General features: G+C 72.8%; 14 protein-coding genes. 8 read left to right on the forward strand and 6 right to left on the reverse strand.

Annotated features, from left to right (window positions below):
• Nucleotides 1–78: 78 nt before the first annotated feature.
• Nucleotides 79–768 carry a response regulator gene (locus tag QOL88_RS27395; RefSeq protein ID WP_097220708.1) on the reverse strand — a complete coding sequence of 230 codons (690 nt, stop codon included), beginning with the start codon at nt 766–768 and terminating at the stop codon, nt 79–81.
• Nucleotides 765–2,435 carry a sensor histidine kinase gene (locus QOL88_RS27400; RefSeq protein WP_097220710.1) on the reverse strand — a complete coding sequence of 557 codons (1,671 nt, stop codon included), beginning with the start codon at nt 2,433–2,435 and terminating at the stop codon, nt 765–767. Before QOL88_RS27400 ends, QOL88_RS27395 begins: the two co-directional genes overlap by 4 nt.
• Before the next feature lie 177 nt (nt 2,436–2,612).
• Here QOL88_RS27400 and QOL88_RS27405 point away from each other — a divergent pair, with 177 nt between their 5' ends.
• Nucleotides 2,613–4,004 carry a cation:dicarboxylate symporter family transporter gene (locus QOL88_RS27405; RefSeq protein ID WP_097220713.1) on the forward strand — a complete coding sequence of 464 codons (1,392 nt, stop codon included), beginning with the start codon at nt 2,613–2,615 and terminating at the stop codon, nt 4,002–4,004.
• Between the two features lie 82 nt (nt 4,005–4,086).
• On the opposite strand, the gene QOL88_RS27410 is transcribed toward QOL88_RS27405, so the two are convergent.
• Nucleotides 4,087–4,701: a TetR/AcrR family transcriptional regulator gene (locus QOL88_RS27410; RefSeq protein ID WP_097220715.1), complete on the reverse strand. Its 615-nt coding sequence runs from the start codon at nt 4,699–4,701 to the stop codon at nt 4,087–4,089.
• 110 nt (nt 4,702–4,811) lie between these two features.
• Here QOL88_RS27410 and QOL88_RS27415 point away from each other — a divergent pair, with 110 nt between their 5' ends.
• Nucleotides 4,812–6,485 (forward strand): DHA2 family efflux MFS transporter permease subunit, encoded by a 1,674-nt coding sequence (locus QOL88_RS27415; protein WP_097220718.1) that lies wholly within the window; start codon nt 4,812–4,814, stop codon nt 6,483–6,485.
• 399 nt (nt 6,486–6,884) lie between these two features.
• On the opposite strand, the gene QOL88_RS27420 is transcribed toward QOL88_RS27415, so the two are convergent.
• Both QOL88_RS27420 and QOL88_RS27425 read right to left on the reverse strand, forming a co-directional pair.
• Nucleotides 6,885–7,805 carry an aldo/keto reductase gene (locus QOL88_RS27420; protein WP_097220721.1) on the reverse strand — a complete coding sequence of 307 codons (921 nt, stop codon included), beginning with the start codon at nt 7,803–7,805 and terminating at the stop codon, nt 6,885–6,887.
• 1 nt (nt 7,806) lies between these two features.
• Nucleotides 7,807–8,721 carry an NAD-dependent epimerase/dehydratase family protein gene (locus QOL88_RS27425; protein ID WP_097223206.1) on the reverse strand — a complete coding sequence of 305 codons (915 nt, stop codon included), beginning with the start codon at nt 8,719–8,721 and terminating at the stop codon, nt 7,807–7,809.
• A gap of 45 nt (nt 8,722–8,766) precedes the next feature.
• Between QOL88_RS27425 and QOL88_RS27430 the strand changes: the two genes are divergently transcribed.
• The 4 genes from QOL88_RS27430 (at nt 8,767) to QOL88_RS27445 (ending at nt 12,462) form a co-directional block, all read left to right on the forward strand.
• Entirely contained in the window at nt 8,767–9,276 is a 510-nt protein-coding gene (locus tag QOL88_RS27430) for an Lrp/AsnC family transcriptional regulator (RefSeq protein ID WP_179878977.1), read from the forward strand.
• 29 nt (nt 9,277–9,305) lie between these two features.
• Nucleotides 9,306–9,719, forward strand: a complete 414-nt coding sequence (locus tag QOL88_RS27435) for a MerR family transcriptional regulator (RefSeq protein WP_097220727.1) — start codon at nt 9,306–9,308, stop codon at nt 9,717–9,719.
• A 5-nt stretch (nt 9,720–9,724) separates the two neighbouring features.
• A complete protein-coding gene (locus QOL88_RS27440; protein WP_179878978.1) occupies nt 9,725–10,039 on the forward strand; it encodes a thioredoxin family protein in 315 nt (104 codons plus the stop codon).
• 191 nt (nt 10,040–10,230) lie between these two features.
• A complete protein-coding gene (locus tag QOL88_RS27445; RefSeq protein WP_257027906.1) occupies nt 10,231–12,462 on the forward strand; it encodes a HelD family protein in 2,232 nt (743 codons plus the stop codon).
• Between the two features lie 434 nt (nt 12,463–12,896).
• Here QOL88_RS27445 and QOL88_RS27450 read toward each other — a convergent pair whose 3' ends face one another.
• On the reverse strand, nt 12,897–13,841 hold the full coding sequence (locus QOL88_RS27450; RefSeq protein ID WP_097220732.1) for a LysR family transcriptional regulator: 945 nt from the start codon (nt 13,839–13,841) through the stop codon (nt 12,897–12,899).
• Between the two features lie 90 nt (nt 13,842–13,931).
• On the opposite strand from QOL88_RS27450, the gene QOL88_RS27455 reads away from it, so the two are divergent.
• On the forward strand, nt 13,932–14,852 hold the full coding sequence (locus QOL88_RS27455) for a zinc-binding dehydrogenase (protein WP_097223207.1): 921 nt from the start codon (nt 13,932–13,934) through the stop codon (nt 14,850–14,852).
• The gene (locus QOL88_RS27460) at nt 14,849–15,841 is read left to right on the forward strand and encodes an alpha/beta fold hydrolase (RefSeq protein ID WP_097220733.1); all 993 of its coding nucleotides are present in this window, start codon (nt 14,849–14,851) and stop codon (nt 15,839–15,841) included. The genes QOL88_RS27455 and QOL88_RS27460 overlap by 4 nt, the downstream gene beginning before the upstream one ends.

The raw sequence follows: 15,841 nt of genomic DNA on the forward strand, positions 1-15,841 counted from the left end.
GCTGCGTCGTGAACCTAAGTTGAGTGGTCTAGTCAGGTCAATGCGTGTGCGGGGGTTTGACCGGTCGCTGATGAACCGTCACTGGCCCGTGACCCAGCGGTACTGCAACTCCGGCCGCCCCACCGTGCCGTACTGCGGGCGGCGTGCCGCCCGGCCCGCGTCGACCAGATGCTCCAGGTAACGGCGGGCCGTGATGCGGGAGATGCCCACGGATTCCGCGACGCCGGCGGCAGTGAGGCCCTCCGCGCTGTCGCGCAGGGCGACCGTCACCCGCTCCAGCGTCGGCGCGCTGAGCCCCTTGGGCAGCGCGGCCGGGCCCGGTGCGCGCAGGGCCGCGAGCGCCCGGTCCACCTCGTCCTGGCCGCTCGCCTCGCCGACCGCCGCGTGGAACTCGGCGTAGCGCACCAGGCGGTCGCGCAGGGTCGCGAAGGTGAACGGCTTCAGGACGTACTGCACGACCCCGAGCGAGACGCCCTCGCGCACGACGGCCAGGTCGCGGGCCGACGTCACCGCTATGACGTCCGCGTGATGGCCGGCCGTCCTGAGGGACCGGGCCAGTTGCAGCCCGTGCACGTCAGGCAGGTGCAGGTCGAGCAGGAGGAGGTCCACCGGGGTGCGTTCCAGGGCCCGGCGGGCCTCCGCGCCCGTGTGCGCCTTGCCCACGGCCACGAATCCCGGCACCCGGCCGACGTACAGGACGTGCGCGTCGGCGGCGACCGGATCGTCCTCCACGACCAGGACGCGGATGGCCTTCTCGCTGCTCGTCATGCGTCGCCTCCAGCGCCTCTGGCCGCCGGGGCCCCGGAGGGCACGCCCCCGGCCACCGTTTCCGGCTCCCGCAACGGCAGCCGTACCTCGAACTCCGCCCCGCCCCCGTCGGCCTCCGCCACCGTCAGGGAGCCCTCGTGCCGCTGGGCCGCCTGCCGGACCAGTGCCAGCCCGAGACCCCGGCCGCCCGGGCCGGCCGGCTTCGTCGAGAAGCCGCGCTGGAAGACCGCCTCGGCGTGCTCGGGGTCCACGCCCGGGCCCGTGTCCGAGACCCGCAGCACCAGCTCCGGGGCGTCGCCGGAGTTCCTGGTGTACGCGGCCACCGTCACCCGGGCCCGGGTGCTGCCCTGCGCCGCGTCCACGGCGTTGTCGATCAGGTTGCCGAGGATGGTCACCAGGTCCCGCGCCGGCAGGGTCGCGGGCAGCAGGCCGTCGTCCAGGCTGCTGTCCTCCGACACCATCAGCTCCACGCCCCGCTCGTTCGCCTGGGCCGTCTTGCCCAGCAGCAGCGCCGCCAGCACCGGCTCGCTCACCGCCGCCACGACCTGGTCGGTCAGTGCCTGCGCCAGCTCCAGCTCGGCCGTCGCGAACTCCACCGCTTCCTCCGCCCGGCCCAGCTCGATCAGCGAGACGACCGTGTGCAGCCGGTTCGCCGCTTCGTGCGCCTGTGAGCGCAGCGCCTGTGTGAAACCCCGCTCGGAGTCCAACTCGCCCATCAGGGATTGGAGTTCGGTGACATCGCGCAGGGTGACGACCGTACCGCGCCGTTCACCGCCCGACACCGGCGAGGTGTTGATCACCAGGACCCGGGACGCCGTCAGATGCACCTCGTCGACCCGGGGCTCCGAGGCGAGCAGGGCACCCGTCAGCGGGGCCGGCAGCCCCAGCTCCGCCACCGACCTGCCCACCGCGTCCCCGGCCACGCCGAGCAACTCCCGACCTCCGTCGTTGATCAGCGCCACACGGTACTGCCCGTCCAGCATCAGCAGCCCCTCCCGCACGGCGTGCAGGGCGGCCTGATGGTAGTCGTGCATCCGGCTGAGCTCGGTCGCGTTCATGCCGTGGGTGTGGCGGCGCAACCGGGCGTTGACGACGTACGTGCCGACCGCGCCCAGCGCCAGCGCCCCGGCCGCGACGCCGAGCAGGGCCGTGAGCTGGTCCTGGACCCGCTGGGTGATCTGCTCGACCCGGATCCCCGCGCTGACGAGGCCGACCACCCTGCTGCCGTCCTGGATCGGGGTGACGGCGCGGACCGACGGGCCGAGCGTGCCGGTGTAGGTCTCGGTGAAGGTCTCGCCCTTCAGGGCCCGCTCGGTGTGCCCCTGGAAGGTCTGGCCGATCTGCCGGGGGTCGGGGTGCGTCCAGCGGGTGCCCCGCGGATCCATGATCGTGATGAAGTCGACCTCGGTGTCCCGCATGACCTTCAGCGCGTACGGCTGGAGCTCGGCGGTCGGGTCGGCGGTGCGGGTCGCCGCCAGCACGGACGGGGAATCGGCCACCGAGCGCGCCACCGCCCTGGCCTGGCGCGTCGCGGACTCCTCGGCCTGGCTGCGGTCGCTGACGTAGGAGAACAGCGCATATCCGGCCACGACGACCGCTATCAGTACGGCCTGCATGGCGAAGAGCTGGCCTGCCAGGCTGCGGGGGCCGGGGACGGAGAAGCGCATGTCGTCAGTCTGCCCCTTGGCTGATTGTGAACTAAATGAACGGAAGGGTGACCGCGCTCACAGAGCAGGACATAGTCACGGCATTCCCTAATAGCATCTCCGGGAGCCCCCGCTCCCTTTCCCCCGGACGTGAGCCGCACGCCGGTGATGCCGACGACGTCGTCAAGGAGGGCCGCCGTGACCAGCGCAGCCGATACGGCACCTACCGCACGCAAGCCCAAGCGGGACCGCACGCACTACCTCTACATCGCGGTGATCATCGCGGTCGCCGCCGGTATCGCGGTGGGTCTGTCCGCACCGGAATTCGCGCAAGAGCTGAAGCCGATCGGCACGGGGTTCGTGGCCCTGATCAAGATGATGATCTCGCCGATCATCTTCTGCACGATCGTGCTGGGCATCGGCTCGGTACGGAAGGCCGCCAAGGTCGGTGCCGTCGGCGGTATCGCCCTGGGCTACTTCATGGTGATGTCGCTGGTCGCGCTGGCTATCGGCCTGGTCGTCGGCAACATCCTGGAGCCGGGCACCGGCCTCGCGGTGACCGACGCGGTCAAGGACGCCGGTCACGCGCAGATCGACGCCGAGGCGAAGAACACCACGGAGTTCCTGCTCGGCATCATCCCGACCACGATCGTGTCGGCGTTCACCAACGAGTCGGTCCTGCAGACCCTGCTGATCGCCCTGCTCGCCGGTTTCGCCCTGCAGGGCATGGGCTCGGCCGGCCAGCCGATCCTGCGCGGCATCGAGCACATCCAGCGGCTCGTCTTCCGCATCCTCGCGATGGTCATGTGGGCCGCCCCGATCGGTGCCTTCGGCGCCATCGCCGCCGTCACCGGCTCCGCGGGCGTGGAAGCGCTCAAGAGCCTCGCCGTGCTGATGCTCGGCTTCTACGTGACCTGTTTCCTCTTCGTCTTCATCGTGCTCGGCGCCCTGCTGCGCGCCGTCTCCGGCCTGAACATCTTCACGCTGTTCAAGTACCTGGGCCGGGAGTTCCTGCTGATCCTGTCCACGTCCTCGTCCGAGTCCGCGCTGCCGCGACTCATCGCGAAGATGGAGCACCTGGGCGTCAGCAAGCCGGTGGTCGGCATCACCGTCCCGACCGGCTACTCCTTCAACCTCGACGGCACCATGATCTACATGACCATGGCCTCGCTGTTCATCGCCGACGCCATGGGTACGCCGATGTCGCTCGGTGAGCAGATCCCGTTGCTGCTCTTCCTGCTGGTCGCCTCCAAGGGCGCCGCCGGTGTCACCGGCGCCGGCCTCGCTACCCTGGCCGGTGGCCTGCAGTCGCACAAGCCGGCCCTGGTGGACGGCATCGGCCTCATCGTCGGCATCGACCGCTTCATGAGCGAGGCCCGCGCCCTGACCAACTTCGCGGGCAACGCCGTCGCCACGGTGCTGATCGGCACCTGGACCAAGGAGATCGACAAGGACCGCGTGAACCAGGTCCTCGCCGGTCAGCTGCCCTTCGACGAGAAGACCCTGCTGGACGACGGCCACGACGGCCCGTCCGAGGACCACGTCGAGGTTCCCGAGCAGGGCGGCGAGAAGGAGCTGGCGAAGGCCTGAGGCCGCGCCGCCCCCCATGGAATCCGGGCGGCTGGGTGTCCCCCCCGTCGCTCAGCCGCCCGGTTCACAGACCACAGACAGATCAAGCGTTCAGCTTCGCCACCAGCTCGGTGGCCTTCGAGGCGGGCACGCCCGCCGCGGTCAGTACGGTGACCGCGGCGCAGCGGCCCGCCTCTCGTGCTGCCAGCAGGCCGTCGTTCACCGCCTCCATCACCGCGAACAGCATCTGTTCGTGCACGTACGCCAGGGCCGGAGCCGGCAGCGGTGAGCTGAAGACGTCCTCGTCCAGCCCGCGCTGCAGCAGCCCGATGCTCGCCTGGCGGACCGGGGCGAGCCGCTCCCGGATGCCCTGCATGGTGACCGTGCGCTGGGCGAGCGCGACCAGCAGCCGGTAGCGGTCGGCGATCGCCCACACCGCCAGCACCGAGCGCGCGACCGCCTCCGCCGGGTCCCGCACGTCCTCGCGGCCCGCCGCGTGCGCGGCCGACAGCGCCTCCACGGCCTCGTCGACGAGCGTGCTGATGAGCGCCTCGCGGTTCGGGAAGTGCCCGTACACCGTCCGCCGTACGACGCCCGCGGCCCGTGCGATCTGGTCCATGGACGCATCGGGGTCGCGCAGCAGCTCGGCGAGGGCGACGTCGAGGATGCGGCGGCGGTTGGCGTCGGCGCGGCTGGTACCCGTGGTCATGGAGGTCATTGTGCCCCCTCCCGGATCGGGTTGCACAGTGCTGTGCAACGGCGTAGATTGCACATCGTTGTGTAAATGCACAGCCATGTGCAACTCAAGCCGGGAAGGCAACCCCTGCCATGCGACTCGTCATGAACGAACCGACCGAGAGGATGGACCGCCCCTACGCACGCCGCTGGTGGGCGCTCCTCGTGCTCTGCCTCAGCCTGCTGATCATCGTGATGGCCAACACCGCCCTCACCGTCGCCGCGCCCGACATGACCGCGGACCTCGGCCTGAACAGCGCCGACCTGCAGTGGGTGATCGACGGCTACACCGTCCCCTACGCCGCGCTGATGCTGCTGCTCGGCGCGATAGGCGACAAGTACAGCCGCCGGGGCGCGCTCGTCCTCGGGCTGGTCGTGTTCGCGGGCGGCTCCGTCTTCGGGTACCTCGCCGACAGCTCCACGACGGTCATCGCCGCACGGGCCGTGATGGGCGCCGGCGCCGCGATGATCATGCCCGCCACGCTGTCCCTCCTCGCCTCGACCTTCCCGCGCGCCGAACGGGCCAAGGCCATCACCCTGTGGACCGCCACGGCCGGCCTCGCCATCGCGGCCGGACCGCTCGTCGCCGGCGCGCTGCTCGCGGACCACGGCTGGTCCTCGACGTTCCTCATCAACGTCCCCATCGCGATCCTCGCCATCCTCGGCGCCTTCGTCCTCGTACCGCCGTCCAAGGCCGCGGACCGCGGGCGCATCGACTACGGCGGCGGACTGCTGTCGGTGGTGTGGATCGCCGCGCTGGTCTACATGATCATCGAGGGGCCGCACTTCGGCTGGGGCGTCAAGGCCGTCACGGCGGCGGTCGTCGCCGGAGCCGGGCTCGTCGCGTTCGTCCTCTGGGAGCTGCGCCACCCGCGCCCGCTGCTCGACGTCCGCCGCTTCACCAACCGCGGCTTCGCCGGCTCCAACCTCGCCGTCGCCCTGTTCTTCCTGGCGGTCTTCGGCGCCTTCTACTACCTGACGCAGCACCTCCAGTTCGTCCTCGGCTACGACGCCCTGGACACGGGCCTGCGCATGCTGCCGCTGGCGGGCGCGGTCTTCGTGGGGGCGGCCCTCACCGGCTTCCTCACGCCCCGGGTCGGCATGAAGTGGACCGTCACGGCCGGCATGGTCGGCGGCACGGCGGCCCTGGCGCTGCTCACCCAGGTCGACGCCGGTTCGTCGTACGGCGACTTCGTCGCGCCCCTGGTCGTCCTCGGCCTCTCGATCGGACTCGCGCTCTCGCCCTGCACGGACGCGATCATGGGCGCGTTCCCGGAGTCCGAGCTGGGCGTCGGCGGCGCGGTGAACGACACGTCGCTGGAGCTCGGCGGATCGCTGGGCATCGCCATCCTGGGCTCGCTGCTGGCGACGTCGTACTCCGGCCACCTCTCGGACGCCACGGCCGGCAGCAAGCTCCCCGCCTCCTCCCTGTCCACCGCCCAGGACTCCGTCGGGGCCGGGTACGCCGTCGCCCAGGGCATCGGCGACAAGGCCCGGCAGCTCGCCGAGCAGGCCGCGCACACCAGCGACCCCCAGCAGGCCGAACGGCTCCGGGCCCAGGCCGAGCAACTCGGGGGCGGCGCCCGGCAGATGGCCGACGCGGTCGGCTCCTCGTTCTCCGACGCGGTCGCCCACACCAGCCTGATCGGGGCCGTGATCCTGGGCATCGGCACGGTGCTGGTGGCGCTGCTCCTGCCGGGCAAGGAGAAGACGCTGGAGGAGCCTGCGGACGAGAACAAGGAACTGGAGTCCGCCGGGGCCCGCTAGGCCGTGTCCACCATGTCCCCCGTCTCCACGCAGTCCCGCCGTTCGCCTCCGGGCAGGCGGGACTTGCGCACCCGGCGGCCCACGACCTGTCACGAGAGCGGCGCCACCGCCGATGGGCGGCGGGCGCCGCGTGCCCGGCGCCGCGTGCCCGGCGCCGCGTGCCTGTCCGGCGCCGGCGTGGTCCGGCCCGGCCGCGTCATCCAGCCGGGCACGTCGTCCAGCCGGACACGTCCGCCGCGGTGGCCGAGGCCGTGACCGTCTGCGGCCGCTCGCCCCTCCGGCGGCCGGAAGACGCCGTGTTGGTGACCGGCGCCGAACGCGCGCCGCCCCGGCCGCGTCGTCCAGCCGTACAGGTCCGCCGCGTTGGCTGTCTGCGGCTTCCCCCGGCAGTAGGGACGACTACGCCTTCGTGACCGGCGCCGGATGCGCACCACTCCCGGTCGCCTCGTCCAAGCGGGCCGTCTCCTCCGCGGTGAGCAGCAGGTCCGCCGCGGCTGCCGAGTCTCTGATCGTGTGCGGTCGGCTCGCCCCCGGGATCGGAACGATCGTGGGGGATCGGGCCAGCAGCCAGGCCAGGGCGACCTGTTGGGGGCTGACGCCGCGCTCCGCCGCCACCGCGTGGAACGCGGCGAAGCGCTCCGCCCCCTCCGTGCGCGGCGGCCCGTCCAGGGAGCTGCGGGACAGTCCGCCCAGCGGGCTCCACGGCAGGAACGCCAGCCCCAGGTCCGCGCACAGCCGCAGCTCCGGCTCACTGTCCCGGACGGCGGGAGAGTACCGGTTCTGCACCGACACCAGCCGGTCGCCGAGGATCTCGCGCGCCCGGCGGATCTGGCCCGCGTCCGCGTTGGACACCCCGGCCAGCCGGATCGTGCCCGCGTCGAGCAGCTCGCGCAGCGCGCCGACCGACTCCTCGAAGGGCACCGTGGGGTCGGGCTTGTGCAGGTGGTAGAGGCCGATCGCCTCCACGCCCAGCCGCTCGCGCGACGCCTCGGCGGCGGCCTTGAGGTGGCGGCGGGAGCCGTTCACGGTCCAGTCGCCGCCCGGCGGGCGGCCGCGGCCGCCCTTCGTCGCCACCAGGACATCGGAGGTGTCACCGCCGTAGGTCTCCAGGGCGCGGGCCACCAAGCGCTCGTTGTGCCCGGGCTCCGCGCCCGGCAGATGGTACGAGTCCGCCGTGTCCAGCAGGGTCACCCCCGCGTCGAGAGCGGCGTGCACGGTGGCCAGGGCGCGTTCCTCGTCCGGTCGGCCCTCGATGGACAGCGGCATCGCGCCGAGCCCGACCGCACTCACCCGCAACCCGCCGAGTGTCCTGTAGCGCATGTCAGCCGGCCTTCCCGAGCGTCTCGGCGACGGCACGCGGCAGCCACTGCCGGGCCTCGCCGAAGGTGAAGCCGAGCCGGGCGGCCCGGGTGTTGTCCATGCCGTAGGAGCGGCGGAAGGAGAACGGCGAGACCTCCCCGACCTCCACGGGCCGGAACGCGGCCCGGCCGCCGGGGACATGAGCGGCCACCGCCGCGCACAGCTCCTCGGTGCTCAGCGCCCCGGAGGAGGCCGCGTTCACCGGGCCGGTGAAGTCCTCGCCCGCCGCCCAGGCCAGGAAGCCGGCGATCTCCTCGACGTACACGTAGGTGGCCGGCCGGTTCACCGCCGGCACGGCGATCGGCTCGCCGGTGCCTATCCGCTCGGCGTAGTGGGCCAGCCTGCCCGTGAAGTCGTCGTCCCCGCCCAGCACATGGGCCACCCGCACCGCCGTGTACGGCAGCGCCGCGCCCCCGGCGGCGAAGACCGCCTCGGCCTGCCGCTTGCCCTCCCCGTAGTGGGCCTCCAGGAACGCGGGGTCGTCCCAGGGGAGTTCGAGGTCGACGGTGACGGTGGCCGGGTCGACGGCCTCCTCGCGCACGAGGGCGGGGGAGTCCTCGTACTCGTACACCTCGACCGTCGAGGTCATCACATAGCGGCGGGTGCGCCCGGAGAAGACGCGGTGGGCGATCGCGGCCTGGCGCGGGGTGTAGCAGACCTGGTCGACGACGACGTCGAAGGAGCGCGAGCCGAGCGCGCCGGTCAGCGACCTTTCGTCGTCCCGGTCGGCGCGCAGGTGGTCCACCCCGGCGGGCGGCGGGGAGGACCCCCGGTTCAGCACGGTGACGCGGTGGCCCGCGGCGAGCAGCCGTGCGAGCAGACGCTTTCCGACGTAACGGTTCCCGCCGATGACCAGGACTTCCAGGGCCTTTTCCATGGTCATAATTCTCCCGGCGTACATCCGCGCTCTGAAGGGGGAACCATGGGAGTTCAGGCGTCCGCGCCGAAAGAACCACGGCAGTTGCGCACCACCGCCGACGAAACATCGGCGGCCTTCGACACGCTGGACCGGCAGATCCTCCAGCTGTTGCAGACCGAGGGCCGGATCAAGCTCAGCGAACTCGGCCGCCGGGTCAGGCTCAGCCCCGCGGCCGTCACCGAGCGGGTGCGGCGTCTGGAGGCGGCGGGGGTGATCAGCGGCTACGGCGCCCACGTCGTGCCGGCCCGGCTCGGCTACGGCATCCAGGCGTTCATCCGCGTGAACCCGCACGGCGGCTACACCCTCAAGCACCCCAGGACCCTGGAGCTGATCGAGCGCCCCGAGATCACCGAGGTGCACCACGTGGTCGGGGAGGACTGCTGGATCCTCAAGGTCGCCGTCCGCGACACCGTCCACCTGGAGGACGTCCTGGAGGGCGTCTCCGTGCTCGGCCGCACCACGACGTCGATCGTGCTGACCTCCCCGGTGGAGCGCAAACCGCTGTTGCCTTGACGCCGGGGTCAAGGATTACGTTCGACCGCATGCGAATCGGCGAGCTGGCCGCACGGGCCGGGACCACGACGCGAACGCTGCGGTACTACGAGTCGCGGGGGCTGCTGCCCGCGCGGCGCACGGGCAACGGATACCGGACCTACGACGAGAGCGATCTGCGGCTGCTGCGGCAGATCAGGACGCTCCAGGACTTCGGGTTCGACCTGGAGGAGACGCGGCCCTTCGTGGAGTGCCTGCGCGCCGGGCACCCCGAGGGCGACTCCTGCCCGGCGTCGCTCGCGGTCTACCGGCGCAAGCTGGGCGAGCTGGAGTCCCTGATCGGTGAGCTGACCACCGTCCGGGACACGGTCGCGCGGCAGCTGGCCCGGGCCGAGCTGGCCGCCGAGGCGGAGGTTCCGGGTGGTCCGGAACCCGTGTGCGAGCTGGGAGGGGACACATGGTGACCGGCGTGACCGATGTGACGGACGCGGACTTCGAGGCGGAGGTGATCGGCGCGGAGCTGCCGGTACTGGTGGAGTTCACCGCCGACTGGTGCCCGCCCTGCCGGCAGATGGGCCCGGTGCTCAAGGCCCTCGCCTCCGAGGAGGGCGACCGGCTGAAGGTCGTGCAGCTGGACGTCGACTCCAACCCGATGACGACCAACGCCTACAAGGTCCTGTCCATGCCGACCTTCATGGTGTTCCGCGGCGGCGAGCCCGTGAAGTCGATGGTGGGAGCCCGGGCGAAGCGACGGCTGCTGGAGGAGCTCGCCGACGTGCTGTGAGCGGCGGCCCGAGCGCGGCCCGGATACAGGAAATCCCCCGAGCAATTGCGCTCGGGGGATTTCCTTGCGTATATTTGTTTGTTCGTGACTTCAAGTGGATTGAAGTCCGTTGAAGTCACAGCGAAGTTCAGTGAGCACAGTATATCCGGGCGGGAGCGGAATTGTCAAACACCGAATTTCCGGACGATGAATTGCGACAGGAACAGGAATTCATCGACGGGTTGTACGCGCGCGTGGACGCGCTGCGCGGCGACGCCGAGACCTCCGTCACGGACGCGCTCGCGCAGGGCAACACCCCCATGCAGGCCAGACTCGAGCGGGACATCCTCGTGGCCGAGCGCTCCGGGCTGCTCGCCGCGCTGAACGCGGTGGACGGCTCCCTGTGCTTCGGCCGGATCGACCTCACCTCGGGCGTCACGCATCGCATCGGCCGCATCGGCCTGCGCACCGACGACGCGGAGCGCACGCCCGTCCTCATCGACTGGCGTGCCGACGTGGCCCGCCCCTTCTACCTGGCCACCGGCCACACCCCGATGGGCCTCAGGCGCCGGCGGCACATCGCCACCGACGGCCGCCGGGTCACCCATCTGCACGACGAGATCCTCGACCTCGGCGACGCGACCCGCACCGGCCACGAGGACCCGACGGGCGACGCCGTGCTGCTCGCCGCCCTCAACTCCGCGCGCACCGGCCGCATGAGCGACATCGTGCAGACCATCCAGGCCGACCAGGACCGCATCATCCGCGCCCCGCACCGCGGCGTCATGGTCGTGGAGGGCGGCCCGGGCACCGGCAAGACGGCGGTCGCCCTGCACCGCGCCGCCTATCTGCTCTACGAGCACCGGGAACTGCTCGCCAAGCGGGCCGTGCTGATCGTCGGGCCCAATCCGGCGTTCCTCGGCTACATCGGCGAGGTGCTGCCCTCCCTCGGCGAGACCGGTGTGCTCCTCGCGACGGTGGGCGAGCTGTTCCCCGGGGTGAAGGCGAGCGCGGCCGACACGCCTCAGGCCGCGGCGGTGAAGGGCCGGGCCGACATGGCCGACGTCCTCGCCGAGGTCGTCCGCGGCCGGCAGGCGCTGCCCGACCCGGTGATCGCCATCGAGCACGACCGCGAGGTCCTCATGCTCGACGACGGCCTGGTCGGCGTCGCCCGCGAGCGCACCCGCGCCGCCAAGCTGCCGCACAACGCCGCCCGCGAGCACTTCGAGGGCCACATCCTCAACGCCCTGACCGACCTGTACGCCGAGCGGATCGGCACCGACCCCTTCGACGGGTCCAGCCTGCTCGACCCCAGCGACATCACCCAGATCCGCGACGACCTCGCCGAGAACCCCGACGTCTGGTCCGCGATCGACCAGCTCTGGCCGGTGCTCACCCCGCAGCGGCTCGTCGCCGACTTCCTCGCCGCACCCGAGGAGTTCCTGCCCGCCGAGGACGCCGAGGCCGTACGCCGCCCGGTGACCCGGCGCTGGACGGTCGCGGACGTGCCGCTGCTCGACGAGGCCGCCGAACTCCTCGGCGACGACGACCGGCTGGCCCGGGAGCGCGCAGCACGCGAGCGGGAGGAGCAGATCGCCTACGCGCAGGGCGTGCTGGAGGTGTCGTACGCGTCCCGGACCTACGAGTTCGAGGACAAGGAGGAGGGCGACCCCGAGGGCTCCGAGGTGCTGTCCGCGCACGACATCATCGACGCCGAGCGGTTCGCCGAGCGGCACGAGGAGGACGACCACCGCAGTGCCGCCGAACGCGCCGCCGCCGACCGCACCTGGGCGTTCGGGCACATCATCGTCGACGAGGCGCAGGAACTGTCGCCGATGGCGTGGCGGTTGCTGATGCGGCGCAGCCCGACCCGCTCGATGACCCTGGTCGGCGACCCGGCCCAGACGGCGGAGGCGGCCGGGGTCGGTTCCTGGTCGGGCATCCTCGCGCCGTACGTCGAGGACCGCTGGGAGCACACCCGGCTGGGCGTGAACTACCGCACCCCGGCCGAGATCATGGACGTCGCTGCGGCCGTGGTGCGCGCCGAGCAACCGGAGTTCGAGCCGCCCAGCTCGGTCCGCTCCACGGGCGTACGGCCCTGGGCACGCGCCACCGACGACCTTTCGGGCGCCGTCGCCAAGGCGGTCGGGGAACTCACCCCGGCCGAGGGGCGGCTCGCGGTGATCGCGCCGCGCGACCTCCACCGCTCCCTCGCGGCCCGCCTGGACGGTGTGACGGCGGGCGCCGAACCCGACCTCACACAGACGGTGGTCCTGCTCGACCCACGCCAGGCCAAGGGCCTGGAGTTCGACTCCGTCCTCGTGGTCGAACCCGGCCGGTACGGCACCAGCGATCTGTACGTGGCCCTGACCCGGGCCACCCAGCGGCTGGGCGTGCTCCACACCGGCGAGCTGCCGAAGCCCCTGGCGGACGCCTTCGCGTAGCGGAGCGGCCCCGCACCCGGCCGGGTACGGGGCCCGCCCGCCGCAGGAACGAGCTCGGACCCCGCAGGGCGGCGGCCAGGGCGAGTGCGGCGCTCGTCGCGTTCCTCCAGCCGTGGTCGGGGTCACCGGAGCAGACGGAGCCGCCGTCGCGGACGCCGTCGAAGCGCAGCGGCCGGTACGAGGACCGGTGACGGGGCAGCTCCTCCCACTTGGCCTCGCCGAAGCCCTCGCGGCAGGCCGGGGCCGGGACCGAGTCCGCCCCGTCACCGAACGCGTGCTCCGACGCCAGTACGGCGGAGAGCCCCAGCGCGCACACGGCCGCCGCACCCCACGCCACCGTCGTCGCCGCCGCACGCGCATCAGCTGTACCGGCTACGGCTCGGGCCGCCCGGCAAGCGCCCTCGCGACGACCCCCGCCCCGGCTAAGGAGGGTCTCAACCCGGCGTGCCCGCCGTCGGGTTGCCGGGGGGCTCGGGCAGCCAGTCGCGCACCGGGTCGTACTCCAGCCATCGGCTCCGCCCCGCCTGCGCGGCGAAGGCGGTGGTCAGGGTGTGCAGCCCCGGGTGCCCGCTGCCGGTGCGCCACAGCAGAGACCAGGCGTAGAGCGGCGTGGGGTCGACCAGCGGGACGCTGCGCAGGCCCGGCACGTCCGGCAGGGGGACGTCGGCGGGCAGCAGCGAGAACCGTCGCGGGTCCTCCGCCACCTCGGCGAGGAAGTGGGCGAGGCCCAGGTTGAGGGTCGTGGCCGTGGTGGGGATGCCGAAGCGGTGGGCGAACCGGTGCAGGAAGTCGAGCCGGTCCAGAGCACCGGGCGCCCACAGCACGCTGCCGGCCAACTGGTCCGGTCGGAGCGCCGGTTCGGAGGCGAGCGGATGGTCCGCGCCGAGCACCGCGTCCACCGGCTCCAGTCGCACCAGCCGGTGGGCCAGCCCGGCGTGCAACGGGGGGTGGACCCGGCCGAAGGCCGCGTCGATGTCACCGCGCAGCAGGGCCGCCGTCACCGACGGCAGATCACGTCCGTGCCCCGGCGTCAGATCCCCGGCATGCCCTGCGACCTGGGCCAGGGTCCGCATCGGCGCGTAGAGGTGCCCCCAGACGTCCAGCCGCAGGGGGCGGTCCGGTCCGACGGCGGCAGCGATCGCCGACTCGGCCGCGGCCAGGGCCTGCCGGGCCGGGGCGAGGAAACGCCGCCCCGCCTCCGTGAGGCCGACCGCCCCGCCCCCGCGCCGGAACAACGCGGTGCCGAGCAGCGATTCGAGCCGCGCGATCCGCTTCGACAACGCCTGCTGGGACAGGCCGAGCGTGCCGGCGGCCCGTCCGAAGTGCAGTTCCTCGGCGGCGCGTACGAAGGCCCGTACCTGCGCCATGTCGAGATCCATGGCTCCCCACCCTAGGCGACAACCAAAAGTTGTCAGCCCTGCTCGTTCGTTGTTGGATCACCGGGCGGCCGCCGGGGTTGCATGGCCGGCATGCGAAGACTGATTCCCACGGGGGAGGCGGCCCGCCCGGTCGCCTTCGCCGAGGTTCCCCCGCCCGTCCCGGCACCGGACGAGGCACTGGTCAAGGTCGAGGCGTTCGCACCGAACCGGGGCGAGACGTTCCTCCTCGAACACCCCCGCCCGGGGCTGCTCCCCGGCAAGGACGTCGCGGGGCTCGTGGTGCAGGCCGCTGCCGACGGGTCGGGCCCCGCCATCGGCGCCCGCGTGGCCGGACACCCGCCGCACGGCGGCTGGGCCGAGTACGCGGCGGTGCCCACGCACTCCCTCGCGCCGCTCCCGGACGGCGTCGACAGCGTCCGGGCGGCGGCCCTGCCCCTCGCCGGCCTCACCGCTCTGCGCCTGCTGCGCACCGCGGGCCCCCTGGCCGGCACACGGATGCTGCTGACCGGCGCCTCGGGCGGGGTCGGCCACTACGTCACCGAACTGGCCGTCGCCGCCGGGGCCGAGCCGACCGCGGTGACGGCCACACCGGAGCGCGGCCAACGGCTGGCGGAACTGGGCGCCGAGGTGGTGCACGAGGTGGCGGCGGCCCAGGGGCCGTTCGACGTCGTACTGGAATCCACGGGCGGACCGGACCTGCCCGTGGCCCTCTCCAAGGCCCGCCCGGGCGGCCTGGTCATCTGGTTCGGCCAGGCGAGCCGCACCCCGGCGACCCTCGACTTCTTCGAACTCCTCGCCGGGCCCGAGCGCGTCACCCTCCAGCACTTCCACTACGCGGGCGCCCCCTACGGCCCCGACCTCAGGACATTGGTGCGCCTGGTGGAACAGGAGCGGCTGCACCCGGAGATCGGCCGGATCGCCGACTGGACGGACACCGCCGACACCCTGGTCGACCTGCGCGAGCGCCGGATCCGCGGCAAGGCCGTCCTGCTGACGGGAGGAAACCGATGAACGCCCCCGAGTTCGTAACCGCCCAGTGGACGCGCGCCACCGGCGCGGGCGTCGACCCCCACGAGTACCGGCGCGTCACCGCCGGCCTCACCTCCGTCGCCGACTGGGGACCGTCCCTCTCCCGCGCCGCAGACGCCTGCGTCGAGCGCGCGGAACGGGCCGGATCGTCCGTCTCCGCGGGTGAACACCTCCTGATGGCGGCCCGGTGGTACCACCTCGCCACGCTCGCGCCGCAGACGGAGGCGAACCGGGCCGCCGCCCGGGCGGACCGGGCCCTGAGCCGGGCGCTGACCGTGCTGGAGCCCGACGCACGGCGCGTCGACGGCGAGGGCTTCACCGGCTGGCTGCGCGGCCCCACGGACGCCCCCGGCACGGTCGTCGTCGTGCCCGGCCTGGACTCGGCCAAGGAGGAGTTCCTAGGCCTGGCGTCCGCGCTGCTGGCCAGGGGGCTCGCGGTCTACGCGATGGACGGCCCGGGCCAGGGCGCCCTCACGGCCACGACCACGCTCACGCCGGACTACGAGCAGGTCGTCGGCCGGGTCCTCGACGCCCTCGGTGTCACTCGCGCCGGGCTCGTCGGTCTCAGCCTGGGCGGCTACTACGCGGCGCGGACGGCGGCACTGGAGCCGCGCGTGGTGGCCGTCGCCACCGTCAGCGGCCCCTTCCGCCTCGACTGGACGGAACTGCCCCGGCCCGTAAGGGACATCATGACCGAGCGGGCCGGAGGGGCCGACGCCGCCCGCGCCTTCGCCCGCCGGGTGGATCTGACCGACCTGGCACCGCGCATCACGGCACCCCTGCTGGTCGTGGACGGCGGCCGGGACGTCATCCCCGGCGTGACCAACGGCGAGCCGCTCGCCCGCCTGGCACCGCACGGCACCCACCTGTCGGTGCCGCACGGCGACCACCTGCTCGGCAACGCGCGGGACGACTGGCTGTTCCCGCTCGCCGACCACATCGCGCACACGCTGACGGGAGCGGCGGCATGA

The sequence above is a fragment of the Streptomyces sp. Ag82_O1-12 genome, assembly GCF_900182715.1.
GTDB classification, from domain to species: Bacteria; Actinomycetota; Actinomycetes; order Streptomycetales; family Streptomycetaceae; genus Streptomyces; species Streptomyces massasporeus.